We start from the raw sequence: 11,220 nt of genomic DNA, 5'->3' as shown, positions 1-11,220 counted from the left end.
ACGTGATCGTGGAATTCGCTGTCCCACTCGGGCAGTGGGTCGTCGAACAGCCGCCAAGCGGACGGGCCTGCCGAGTGCTCGTCGTCGGTCAGCAACGCGGGGTCGAGGCGGCGGCGCGGTTCGTCGGGGTCGATGCCGATGCCGATGAAGACCAGTTCCTGGGTGGCGGTGTGGCCGTCCAGTCGTTCGCCGGGCTCGATGGTCATGTTCGGACCTGCCTGCGACCACACGGCGAGGGTGTGGGGGCGGGTCGCGATGTGGCAGAAACCCTTGCTGCGCACCACGCCCTCCCAGCCGGCGAGAGCGTCGGCCAGGCGGGCCGGGTGGAAGGGGCGGTCGGCGCGGTAGGTGACCGAGCGGATGCCGTACTCCTCCGTCTCGGGAGTGTGGCTGCCCGCCAGCTCCTCGGCCCAGCCGGGCGAGGTGGCGGCGGTGACGGGGTCGTAGCGGCCGGTGTCGAGGACGTCGGTGAGCTCGACCAGGCCGTGGTGGGCGCGGACGAGCCTGGCGTTCGGGTTGAGCTTGCGCAGCAGTTCCTCCACGGTGCCCAGATGATCAGGCGCCGCGAGGTCGGTCTTGTTCAGCACCAGCACGTCGGCGAACTCCACCTGGTCGATCAGCAGGTCGGAGATTCCGCGTTCGTCTCCTTCGTCGGCGGCGAGGTCGCGTTCGTCGAGGCGGTCGCCGCGTTCGACCTCCTGGAGGAACGTGGTGGCGTCGACGACGGTGACCATGGTGTCCAGGCGGGCGTGGTCGGAGAGGCTGGTGCCGTCCTCGAACGTCCACTCGAAGGTCGCCGCGACGGGCATCGGCTCGGAGATCCCGGTGGATTCGATCAGGATCGTGTCGAAGCGTCCTTCGCGGGCCAGTTCGCCGACGCTCTCGAGCAGGTCCTCGCGCAGGGTGCAGCAGATGCAGCCGTTGGTCAGCTCGACGAGACGTTCGCCGCCGCGTCCCGAGACCAGGGCGGCGTCGATGTTGACCTCGCTCATGTCGTTGACCACCACCGCGACCCGGCGGCCTTGGCGGTTGGCGAGCACGTGGTTGAGCAGGGTGGTCTTGCCGGCGCCGAGGAAGCCGGACAGCACGGTGACGGGGACGCGTGAATCGGTGGTGGTCATCGGGAACTCTCCGGAAGGACGTGGTGTGCCCCCGGAATGGGGCGCACCAGGAGGGTCAGGGGGGACTGGGAGGGGTGGGGCGCGGGTTCTTCTTCACCGACTGGACTCGGGCACGCCGGGCAGCTCACCGCGGTGAGCCATCTCGCGCGGGCGGATGCGGGACAGGCCGAACGCGCGGAAGACGGCGCGTGGGCGCCCGTCCACGACATCGCGGCCGACGACCTCACGCCGCAGCCGGTCCTCGGCGATCTTGGACTTCCCGGCCACCTGAGCGCTCCAATTTAAAACGACAATCGTTTCCGTTAGGCTAGCCCAATGGGAACCGAGGTCGTACTGGTGGCCGGATTCGGGCAGAACGACGTGGCCGACGAGATCTGGCGCGCGACGCCGGGTTCGGTGCTCGTCCGTCACGATCTGCGCGGGCTGGCCGAGGGTGTGGTGCGGCGTTGGGTCGACGGCGAGCTCACCGTGCTGGAACTGGCGCACGGCTGCGTGTCGTGCACCTTGCGCCTCGATCTGCTGCCACTGCTGGAGAACCTGGGCGGGACCGTCGTCGTCGACCTGGATCCGGCGCTGGAGCCGGAGGCGGTCTGCTTCGCGCTGCTGGAGATCGACGTTCGGGTCGAGGCGGTGGTCACCGTGGTCGATCGGGCCACCTGGCTGGCCGACGCCGTCGGCGAGGACTCGCTGGAGGACCGCGGTCTCGGCGCGGCGGAAGGCGACGACCGCACCGTGGCGCAGGTCGTGGTGGGGCAGGCCGAGTTCGCCGACGCGCTCGTGCTGACCGGACCGACCGGCGACAACGTGCTGGAAGCCGTGCTCGACCGCCTCAACCCGCGCGCACCCCGGCGGGACCGGGCGGGACTCGACGTGACCGCGTTGCTCGCCGCCGTCCCCGGTGACGCGCGCAGGGGCCGCTTCGACGACGGCTTCGGCACGCTGTTGCAGGGCGAGCCGCCGTTGGAACCCGCGCACGGTGTGTCGATCACGCACTTCGTCGAACGGCGGCCGTTCCACCCGGCGCGACTGCACGACGCGATCGACTCACTGCTCGACGGCGTCGTCCGCACGCGGGGGCGGGTGTGGCTGGTGAGCCAGCCGGACGCCGCGCTGTGGCTGGAGTCTGCCGGCGGCGGGCTGAACGTGGGCAACCTCGGGCCGTGGCTGGCAGCCGTGGGGGACTGGGCGGACGTGTCGCCGGAGCGGCGCGCGGTGGCGTCGGCGACCTGGGACGAACGCTTCGGCGACCGCTCGCAGGAACTCGTCGTGATCGCCGCCTCCGCCTCGCCCGAGGAGATCACCGAGGCGCTGCGCGCCGCCCTGGTGACCGACGAGGAACTGGCGCTCGCCGACGAACTGGAGTTCGCCGATCCCTTCGCCGAGTGGCACGACGAGATGGAGGAGTTGTGAACCCACGGCGACCACGTTCGACAGGCCGGTGCCGGGAATGGCGCGACTGCTGCCCGCGGTCAGTTCCAGTGGCACGGGATGCGGGGACGCGGTGAACGGGCGCCGGGAAGTGATCGGACCGAGGCCTGCGACCGGCTACACGGTCATCGTCTGCGACACGTGCGCCGACGGTGAGCGGGTGCTCAGCACCCTGCGCGAGGTGGTCCGCCGCAGCGGGCACGGGGTGCTGATGCGTGTCCCGTGCCCGCTGGGGATGGTGCTCTGTCACGCCAGGCGGACGTCGGGGAACCCGGGCTCCGTGCTGGTGGTGCAGCAGTGCGACGACGCTCGCCGTCCGTTGGGAGCCGCCGTCCTCGTCGGTCCACTGCGGACGCCGGAGGACCTCGCGGCCGTCGCGGACTGGCTGGCCGTCACTCCCTACGACGAGACCGCGCTTCCCTTGCGGCTGCGAGGAATTCCTCATCCTGGTAGACAGTCCATCTGGAACTGACAGCACCGTGGTTCGCGCTCGGCCGGCTCCTGACTGCTCGTGCCGGCGATGTCGGACACGCTGCACCGCCGATTTGTCATCAACATATGCGTATGTTTTGATGATTAGGCCGAAAGGAGGCAGTCATGACGACGGCGCACGCCACTCATGAGGTTCACACGCACGCACACGGTGAAGGTTGCGGACATGTCGCGATCCCGCACGGTGACCACGTCGACTACGTGCACGACGGACATGTGCACCGGGGCCACGAAGGCCACTGGGACGAGTGCGAGTCCGGCGAGCACGTGAGTCACGAGACGCATGACCACGCACACGGCGAGGGGTGCGGCCACGTCGCCATCCCGCACGGTGACCACGTCGACTACGTCCACGACGGACACCGGCACGCGAGCCACGACGGTCACTACGACGACCACTGATCGCGGGCCTCATCAAGGCTGAAGAGCGTCCGCGCCGCTGCTCACGGCTCGGGAGATCATCGACGCTCGCTGGAGGCTCCGGCACGATGCGCGGGGTCTTCAGCGAGCGCGTCCAGGACCTCGTCGCCGTGCGCCCTCGCCCACTCGGTCAGCACGTGGATCGGCTCGATCAGCGTCGCCCCGAGCGGGGTCAGCTCGTACTCGACGCGGGGCGGGACGCCGGGGTAGGCGTGCCGGACGACCAGCCCGTGCGCCTCGAGCCGGCGCAGGGTCTGGGTGAGCACCTTGCGGGAGATTCCGCCGATCAGCTCGACCAGCTCGCCGTGGCGGACCGGCCCCTCGCTGAGACCGGTGATCACGACGGCCGTCCACTTGTCCGCCAGCAGCTCGACCGTCAGCCGCCCTGGGCAGTCGGCGAGGAAGAACTCGTCGCGACCGGAACCGCTCATGACGCCCAAGGTACCGAGAGGTTCCTGTGGGCGCTCATAGCCTGGCTTCACCACGCGGAGCCAGGAGAGTCATGCGAGTCATCACGCAGAAGGAGTTCGGCGGTCCCGACGTCCTCACCGTCGCGGACGCTCCGGAGCCACACCCGCTGCCGACCGAGATCGTCGTCCGCGTCGCGGCGATCGGGCTGAATCCGTTGGAGGCCCGGTTGCGCAACGGCGAGATGCCGTTGCTCGGCGAACCGCCTTTCGTTCTCGGCTGGGATGTCAGCGGTGTGGTCGTCGACGCGTCGCAGACGTGGCGGTTCCGGCCCGGTGACGAGGTGTTCGGCATGCCGATGTTCCCCAGGGCCGCCAACGGGTACGCGGAGTTCGTTGCTGCTCCGGCATTGCACTTCGCGCGCAAGCCGGCGTCGCTCTCGCACGTCGAGGCCGCGGCGTTGCCGATCGTCGGTCTCACGGCGTGGCAGGGCCTCGTCGATCTCGCCGGTGTGACCGCGGGCGACCGAGTCCTGGTCCACGGCGGTGGCGGCGGAGTCGGCCACGTCGCGATCCAGATCGCGAAGGCGCTGGGCGCGCACGTGATCACGACCGCGAGCGGCGGCAAGCGGGAGTTCGTCGCAGGGCTCGGCGCCGACGAGGTGATCGACCACACGGCGGTCGACTTCGCCGAGGCGGTCCGTGACGTCGACGTCGTCCTGGACACGATCGGTGGAGACACCGTCGAACGGTCCCTTGGTGTGCTCCGGCGGGGAGGGCATCTGGTGACAGCGGTCGCGGAGAGCGAACCAGGGCTCGCCGCCAGGTTCGAGTCGGCCGGCCTGCGCTTCAGCGGTGTCGCGGTCGACCCGGACCCGGTCGGGTTGCGCGGCCTCGCCGCCCTCGCAGAGCAGGGCGAGTTGCGCGTTCACGTCCAGGAGACGTTCCCGTTCGACCGGATCGTGGCCGCGCACCGAGTCCTCGACGCCGGCCACCTGAAGGGCAAGGTCGTTCTCACCGTCTGATCCGGCGGGCTTCGGAGAAGACCTGCCAGGCCTTTGAACCAGGCGTGGGTCAAGTCGCGCGCACTGTCCTGAAAGGATGATGCGGTGGCGAGAAGCCGGTCCACTGAGTCCGGAAAGGACGTTTGCGCGCTGCGGTGATGCCGAGTTCGGCGGCGCTCTCCGCAGATGGCAGGCGTGTGCCCGCTCCTGGCGTCGCCGACGTGCCGGCCGGTATTGCCGAGCAGGACGACGTTCGTCAGTTCGCCTACGGCTTGATCACCCTGCGTCGCGCACCGCCCGCGACCCACGACGCGTCACGGGGGTGTCGGAGGGGGTAGCCGCTGCGAGCCGCATGGCAGGCTTCGCGCTGAGGGGTCGACGATGTTCGATCTACAGAGAAGTTCCGGCCATTCGCGTCGCACGGCTTTCCTCCGCTGATGCTCGGGAACGGGTACTGGGAAGTCAGGCTGCGCGGTGGGTCGTTTGTTTGGCGTAGCAACTGATGTGGGGAACACTTCCGGTCGCGCGGCGGAGACATGCAATGGTGCGCATTATTTATGTCTCAGCTGGCTTGAGGTGTGGCATCGAGTCGTCGGCCGAGTGTCAATTGTCAATCCTGAGCGCCGCGTGCCGATTCGACGCATTGAGGAGTAGGCAGGACGTGTAGGCGTGTTCACGCTTCATCCTGTTGTCGGTGGCGCGGTGCACGACGATGATCCGCTATTCTCGGTGGAAGTTGCCGGCCTGTGCTCGTCGGGCGTCGTGGGCCAGTGCTTTCCCGTGTAGAGGCTCATCTTCTGAGTCATGGTGTGACGGTTGTGAAGAGGAATCCCTTGCTCTGCTCCGAAACGGTGTTCCGCTCCGGCCTGGACTGGTCGAGCGGGTTTTCCGCGTTGGTCATCACCGCCGACCGGATGTTCGGCGCACGCCTGACGGGCAGCCTCGTCCACGTCGGCGCCAGCAGGGTCGACGTGGTGAGCCGGCCTTCGGAGGTCCGTCCTGCCGGCCCGCTGGAAGAGCGGGATCTCATCGTGGTCGACCTCGACCTGCCCGACGAGGTGGCTCAGGTCGCGCTCGATGGTGTTCAGCGGCTGCAGGGGCGCTTCCTGGTGGCCGTGCTGGGAGCGGAGTCAGCTCATCTCGCGGACGTGGCGGTCCGGCACGGGGCGTGGTCCCTGCTGTTCAAGCCTCCCGGCTCCCGCGCCGAGATGGCGGTGAGCCGGGCCTTCGCCGGCGTCCTGACGCCGGTCGAGATCGTGGTGGTGCGCCTGCTCGCGGACGGTGTCGCCGACGAGGAGATCGCGCGCCGGACCGGCAGGATGACGTACGAGGTCAAGATGCTCATCGCCAGGCTCAGGTCCAGGTTCGCGGCGCACAACCGGGCGCATCTGGTCGGTGAGGTCCTCCGCGCCGGTCTGATCGACTGAAGGCCGTTCGCCCGAACCCGTCATCGATCGGTGGCTCGAGGAAAAGGCGCGGTGTCGCACGAAAAAGTGGGCGGAACTCCTGGCCCGGAGTTCCGCCCACTTTTTCGTGCGCGCTCACTTCTTGAACGCGTTCTTCACCTTGTCGGCGGCGTCGCTGACGGCGTCCTTCACGTTCTCGACGGCTTCCTTGACGCCGGCCTTGGCCTGATCGGCCTTGCCTTCCTGGCGCAGCTGCTCATTGCCCGTCGCCGAACCTGCGGCCTCCTTGGCCCTGCCGCCGAAGTTCTCCGCCTTCGCGCCGATCTTGTCACCCAACGACATGACGTCCTCCTGTGTCGACTGGAACGCTCTTGAGCATATGGATACCCATTTCCGGTAACTCGTCACGGTGGAGTGCGGGTGATGGTGATCACTTCTTCTCCTCGTGATGTTCGTGGCGCTGAGCGGTTCTTACCGGGTGACAGGTCAATGCGATGTGGGAGGAAATGGTCATGACTGAGGTGAGCGCGGCGAAGACGGTGTCCCCGACCTCGAAGACGGCGGGTTCCGGGGCGGTGGAGAAGGTCCCCTCGGAGACTGTCCGCGGTACGACCACGATCGCGGACGTGGTGGTGCAAAAGATCGCGGGTCTGGCCACGCGTGAGGTGCCCGGCGTGCACGCTCTCGGCGGTGGCGCGGCGCGGGCGTTCGGTGCGCTGCGGGAGAGGATTCCGGGTGCGTCGTCGTCGGCCGGTCAGGGTGTGTCGGTCGAGGTGGGCGAGCGCCAGACGGCGGTCGACCTGCAGATCGTGGTCGAGTACGGCGTGTCGATCGCCGCGCTCACGCAGGCGGTGCGCGGCAACGTGATCAGGGCGGTCGAGGGCATGACCGGCCTGGAGGTCGTCGAGGTCAACATCGCTGTGGACGACCTGCACCTGCCCGTGGAAGGCGAGGAGGACTCGTCGGCTCACACCGGGCGGGTCCAGTGACGTCCGCGTGGGTCCCGGCCGTGCGGACGGCCGGGACCTCCCCGGTGTGGTCGTCGCCCGCGCTGGTCGAGGCTGACCGGATCGCCGCCGCCGTCCTGACGGTGCCGTCCGTGGCGGGCCTGCACGGTGGGCGGTTCGGGCAGATCGCGTCCCTCGGTCCGGGCCGGCGCGTCAGCGGGGTCCGCATTCACGAGGACGCGGTGACAGTCGGTGTCACGGTCACGGTGCCGTTCGTCGCGGACGTGGTCGCCGCCGCGGTCCGGGCGGCCGCTCAGGTGCCCGGCCTCCCGGTGAACGTGGTCATCGGTGACCTCGCCATCCCGGCAGAAGAGCCTCCGGTGGCGGAAAACCCGGTTCCGGCAGCACATCCGTACGAGAGCAGTGAGGAGACGTCGTGATGAACTCGACCACCTGGGGACTGATCACCGGACTCGTCGTGGGTCTGGCCGCGGCGTTCGGCGGCTTCGGGGCGTTCCTCGTCGTGCTGCTGTTCGGTCTGCTGGGTCTGCTGGCGGGCCGTGCGCTCGACGGCAAGCTCGACCTGTCCCAGCTCGTCGGACGGGACCGCTGATGACCGCCGAGACCATCCAGGCCGGGACCGTCCAGGCCGGCCCCGCGGAGCGCGGTGCGCTCACGATCGGCGAGCAGGCCGTTCAGCGGCTCGCCGCACGGGCCACGGCCGAAGTCGACGACGTCGGTGGAGCGGCGGAGCGGGTGCTGGGGATCAGTCTCGGTTCCGAGGAGCTGGACCGGTCGGCCAAGGTGGAGGCGACCGTGCACAGCCGCGGGATCGACCTTGCGGTGAGGATGTCCCTGGCCTATCCGGCACCGGTGACCGCCACCACCGAACGCGCCCGCGAGCACCTGTGCCGCCGGGTCGAGGAGATGACCGGTATGCGCGTGCGGCGGGTCGACATCACCGTGACCGCCCTGCACACCTCAGCGGACTCGGGGAGGAGAGTCGAATGAAGCGTCGGACCCGCCGGTCTCTTCCGGCGTCGCTGACCGCACTGGTGCTGCTGGGCGCCGGTGTGGTGACCACCATCTCGGCCGTCCAGCACCTGACCGGCGACCGGCCCTGGCTGGACATCACCGCCATCGCCTCCGCGCTGCACTCCGTGCAGTGGACGGACCAGATCACCCTGGTGGCCGCGGCAGTGGTGGCGGTGCTCGGACTCGTTCTGGTCCTGGCCGCGGTGCTGCCGGGCGCGGTGACGGTGCTACCGCTGGCCGGCACACCCGACTCCGGCATCACACGTTCCGGTTACCGCTCGGCCCTGCGCACCGCCGCGAACGACGTCGACGGTGTGTCCGCCGCCGAAGCCGCGATCGGCACCCGGCGCGTCACCGTGCGCGCCACCACCGCACGAACGCACACCGAGGGCCTCACCGACGCGGTCCGCGCGGCCGTCGAGACCCGTCTCGACGAGCTCGCCCCGTCCCGCAGGCCCGCTGTCGTGGTCAAGTTGCGAGCCCGCCGGGAGGAATCATGAGCAGCCCCAACCGACCCGCACGTCTCAACAGGACACTGCTCGGACTCTCCGGCGTGCTCCTGCTCGCCGCCGGTGCCTTCGGTACGGCCACGCACCTGCGGCTGCTGCGGGTGGTCGATCCCGCCGCGCCACTGGTTCCCGGCACGACCGCACCACCCACCTGGGTCTTCTACGTCATCGCCGCCGCCGGCGTCGTGACGGGCCTGCTGGCCCTGTTCTGGCTGCTGGCCCAGGTCGCACGCCGGCCGCGCACCGGCACCTGGCGCTTCGAGCGGGACCCCGTTGTCGGGCGCACCGAACTGGACACCGATGTCGCGGTGGCACCGTTCACCGACGAAGTCCGTTCCCTCACGCACGTGCGGCAGGCCAAGGCCGTGCTCACCGGAACGCGTCGAGAGCCGGAGCTGGCGCTGGTCGTCAGCGCCGACCAGAACGCCGACCTCACAGTCCTGCGCGAGCGCATCACCACCGAATGCCTGCCACGCCTGGCCCAGGCACTCGGCACCGACCGGGTTCCCGCGACCGTCGAGTTCCGGCTCAGCGCTCAGGCCGGCACTCGCGTGAGCTGAGCAGGCAACCCGCCGGCTTGCTGGAACAGCAAGATTTCGTGCCAGATCGGCGCGGACCGTTGATGCTGAGCCCATGTCCACTTCGCGACCGCCGCTCGGAACAGACCCCGCCGCGTTCTGGCAGAGCGTCTACTCCTCCCGCCCCGCCACCGTCCCCACGCCGAACGTCCGGCTCATCGAGGTCGCCTCGGCGCTTCCCACCGGTGACGCCCTCGACCTCGGAAGCGGCGCCGGCGGCGACGCGCTGTGGCTGGCCGGCCGCCGCTGGCACGTCACCGCCGCCGACATCTCCTCCGCCGCCGTCGAACGCCTCACCTCCCTCGCGGCCGCCCAGGGCGTCGGCGACCGGATCACCGCGGTGGCGCATGACCTGGGCAGCGGCTTCCCGCCGGGGGAGTTCGACCTGATCTGCGCCCACTACCTGCACACCCCGTTCGAGCTGGACCGCGCGGGCGTGCTGCGCTCGGCGGCACACGCGTTGCGCGTGAACGGGCGGCTGCTCGTCGTCGACCACGGTTCCGCCGCACCCTGGTCGTGGAACCAGGACCCCGACGCCCACTACCCGAGTCCGACGGAGATCGCCGACGGCATCGGCCTCGACCCCGCCGGGTGGACGGTCGAACGAGCCGATGCGCCGCGCCGCACCGCGACAGGGCCGGACGGTCAGCAGGCCGAGGTCGTCGACCACGTTCTGCTCGTCCGTCGGACCGCGTGAGAGAAGGAGGCTTGCAGTGCCGACCACACGACGCCGCCGCGACACCCCGCCGCCTCGCACCGGCGGCAGCGAGACCGAGGTCCTGCGCGGGTTTCTCGACTACCTGCGGGCCTCGATCGCCGCGAAGGTGGACGGCGCACCCGAACCCCAGGTCAGGACCTCGGTGGTGGCCTCCGGCACCACCCTGCTCGGCCTGCTCAACCACGTGACGTGGGTAGAGCGCTCGATCTTCCTCGGCGAGGACGTGAAGAGCTGGAAGGCGACCTTCCGCGCCTCTCCCGACGACAGCGTGGCCGACGTCGTCGCCCGCTACCGGCAGACCGTCGAGCAGGCGAACGAGGTGCTCGACGGCTGCTCCGACCTCGCCGCGCCGGTGCCGCGGCCGCTGCCAGGAAAGCGTGCGCCCAGTGTGCGCTGGGCGCTCACGCACATGATCGAGGAGACCGGCAGGCACGCCGGGCACGCCGACATTCTCCGCGAACTGATCGACGGCACCACCGGACGCTGACAACCGCCCGGAGTCGGCTCAGTCCACATCGGAGTGATCGAGCGCGTGCCCGCCCAGGCCGAGCAGAGCCGCGTGTGCAACGGAGTTGACGTTGTTCGCGCGTCGCTGGCAGGGTCGATCTCCGAGGTCGTGGTCAGAAGAAGTCCTACTCCGCCGTGGCGGGGAGCGAGAGGAAGTTCTTGTGAAATCGGGAACCGGAGTTGTCGCGCTTGTCGCGGTCGCCGTGTCCGCGGTCCTGGCCGGTGCCGCGCCGGCGTCCGCCGCTCCTGCTCGGACCGTGGAGCTCGCGGCGCCGGCCGGCAGCGGCCTTCCGCCCTACGTCGCCGTCATCAAACCGGTCACCGCGGAACGGCTGGGATCCAGCTGGCGCGAGGGCTGCCCCGTCGGTCCCGGTCAACTGCGGCTGGTGAGCCTGAGCTTCGTGGGCTTCGACGGTGCCGTGCACCGCGGTGAGCTGGTGGTCAACGCCGACGTCGCGACCGAGGTCGCCCGCATCTTCGCCGACCTCTACTTCGACCGGTTCCCCGTCGAGCGGATGGAGACCATCGAGAAGTACGACTCCGACGACGACGCGTCGATGGCGGCGAACAACACCTCGGCGTTCAACTGCCGACCGATCACCGGCGGCACGGCCTGGTCCAACCACTCCTACGGGCGGGCCATCGACA

At 69.7% G+C, this 11,220-nt stretch carries 17 protein-coding genes and 1 pseudogene; 14 read left to right on the top strand and 4 right to left on the bottom strand.

All coding sequences use genetic code 11. The annotated features are described in order from the left end of the window. Both VF330_RS04140 and VF330_RS04135 read right to left on the bottom strand, forming a co-directional pair. A partial coding sequence (locus VF330_RS04140; protein ID WP_330850132.1) for a GTP-binding protein occupies positions 1–1,121 on the bottom strand: 1,121 nt, incomplete at its 3' end. A gap of 93 nt (positions 1,122–1,214) precedes the next feature. After that, positions 1,215–1,334 (bottom strand): annotated as a pseudogene (locus VF330_RS04135) (30S ribosomal protein S14); the annotation flags it as partial. Between the two features lie 102 nt (positions 1,335–1,436). On the opposite strand from VF330_RS04135, the gene mrf reads away from it, so the two are divergent. From mrf to VF330_RS04120, 3 genes are all read left to right on the top strand, one after another. Further along, positions 1,437–2,531, top strand: a complete 1,095-nt coding sequence (gene mrf, locus VF330_RS04130; RefSeq protein WP_330850131.1) for a ribosome hibernation factor-recruiting GTPase MRF — start codon at positions 1,437–1,439, stop codon at positions 2,529–2,531. 37 nt (positions 2,532–2,568) lie between these two features. Further along, positions 2,569–3,021, top strand: a complete 453-nt coding sequence (locus VF330_RS04125; RefSeq protein WP_330850130.1) for a hypothetical protein — start codon at positions 2,569–2,571, stop codon at positions 3,019–3,021. Positions 3,022–3,146: 125 nt separating this feature from the next. Further along, positions 3,147–3,443, top strand: coding sequence for a hypothetical protein (locus tag VF330_RS04120; protein ID WP_330850129.1), 297 nt, complete (start codon positions 3,147–3,149; stop codon positions 3,441–3,443). A gap of 56 nt (positions 3,444–3,499) precedes the next feature. On the opposite strand, the gene VF330_RS04115 is transcribed toward VF330_RS04120, so the two are convergent. Further along, on the bottom strand, positions 3,500–3,892 hold the full coding sequence (locus VF330_RS04115) for a helix-turn-helix domain-containing protein (RefSeq protein WP_330850128.1): 393 nt from the start codon (positions 3,890–3,892) through the stop codon (positions 3,500–3,502). Between the two features lie 71 nt (positions 3,893–3,963). On the opposite strand from VF330_RS04115, the gene VF330_RS04110 reads away from it, so the two are divergent. Then, positions 3,964–4,893 carry an NADP-dependent oxidoreductase gene (locus VF330_RS04110; RefSeq protein ID WP_330850127.1) on the top strand — a complete coding sequence of 310 codons (930 nt, stop codon included), beginning with the start codon at positions 3,964–3,966 and terminating at the stop codon, positions 4,891–4,893. An 812-nt stretch (positions 4,894–5,705) separates the two neighbouring features. After that, a complete protein-coding gene (locus tag VF330_RS04105; RefSeq protein WP_330850126.1) occupies positions 5,706–6,299 on the top strand; it encodes a helix-turn-helix transcriptional regulator in 594 nt (197 codons plus the stop codon). A gap of 114 nt (positions 6,300–6,413) precedes the next feature. Here the strand turns inward: VF330_RS04105 and VF330_RS04100 are convergent, their stop codons facing one another. Next, the gene (locus VF330_RS04100) at positions 6,414–6,620 is read right to left on the bottom strand and encodes a CsbD family protein (protein ID WP_330850125.1); all 207 of its coding nucleotides are present in this window, start codon (positions 6,618–6,620) and stop codon (positions 6,414–6,416) included. A gap of 170 nt (positions 6,621–6,790) precedes the next feature. On the opposite strand from VF330_RS04100, the gene VF330_RS04095 reads away from it, so the two are divergent. The 9 genes from VF330_RS04095 to VF330_RS04055 all read left to right on the top strand — a co-directional run. Further along, positions 6,791–7,267, top strand: a complete 477-nt coding sequence (locus VF330_RS04095) for an Asp23/Gls24 family envelope stress response protein (protein ID WP_330850124.1) — start codon at positions 6,791–6,793, stop codon at positions 7,265–7,267. After that, complete coding sequence (locus tag VF330_RS04090; RefSeq protein ID WP_330850123.1) at positions 7,264–7,665, top strand: hypothetical protein; 402 nt, start codon at positions 7,264–7,266, stop codon at positions 7,663–7,665. Before VF330_RS04095 ends, VF330_RS04090 begins: the two co-directional genes overlap by 4 nt. Next, a complete protein-coding gene (locus VF330_RS04085; protein ID WP_330850122.1) occupies positions 7,665–7,838 on the top strand; it encodes a hypothetical protein in 174 nt (57 codons plus the stop codon). The genes VF330_RS04090 and VF330_RS04085 overlap by 1 nt, the downstream gene beginning before the upstream one ends. Continuing rightward, complete coding sequence (locus VF330_RS04080; RefSeq protein ID WP_330850121.1) at positions 7,838–8,236, top strand: Asp23/Gls24 family envelope stress response protein; 399 nt, start codon at positions 7,838–7,840, stop codon at positions 8,234–8,236. The genes VF330_RS04085 and VF330_RS04080 overlap by 1 nt, the downstream gene beginning before the upstream one ends. Further along, on the top strand, positions 8,233–8,760 hold the full coding sequence (locus VF330_RS04075) for a DUF6286 domain-containing protein (RefSeq protein WP_330850120.1): 528 nt from the start codon (positions 8,233–8,235) through the stop codon (positions 8,758–8,760). Before VF330_RS04080 ends, VF330_RS04075 begins: the two co-directional genes overlap by 4 nt. After that, positions 8,757–9,329, top strand: a complete 573-nt coding sequence (locus tag VF330_RS04070) for an alkaline shock response membrane anchor protein AmaP (protein WP_330850119.1) — start codon at positions 8,757–8,759, stop codon at positions 9,327–9,329. Before VF330_RS04075 ends, VF330_RS04070 begins: the two co-directional genes overlap by 4 nt. Before the next feature lie 73 nt (positions 9,330–9,402). Further along, positions 9,403–10,044, top strand: a complete 642-nt coding sequence (locus VF330_RS04065; protein ID WP_330850118.1) for a class I SAM-dependent methyltransferase — start codon at positions 9,403–9,405, stop codon at positions 10,042–10,044. Positions 10,045–10,060: 16 nt separating this feature from the next. Beyond that, complete coding sequence (locus VF330_RS04060; RefSeq protein WP_330850117.1) at positions 10,061–10,552, top strand: DinB family protein; 492 nt, start codon at positions 10,061–10,063, stop codon at positions 10,550–10,552. Positions 10,553–10,733: 181 nt separating this feature from the next. After that, a partial coding sequence (locus VF330_RS04055; protein ID WP_330850116.1) for a M15 family peptidase occupies positions 10,734–11,220 on the top strand: 487 nt, incomplete at its 3' end.

The organism is Lentzea sp. (assembly GCF_036380075.1).
Taxonomy (GTDB): Bacteria; Actinomycetota; Actinomycetes; order Mycobacteriales; family Pseudonocardiaceae; genus Lentzea.
This window is presented reverse-complemented; position numbering and strand designations above follow the sequence as displayed.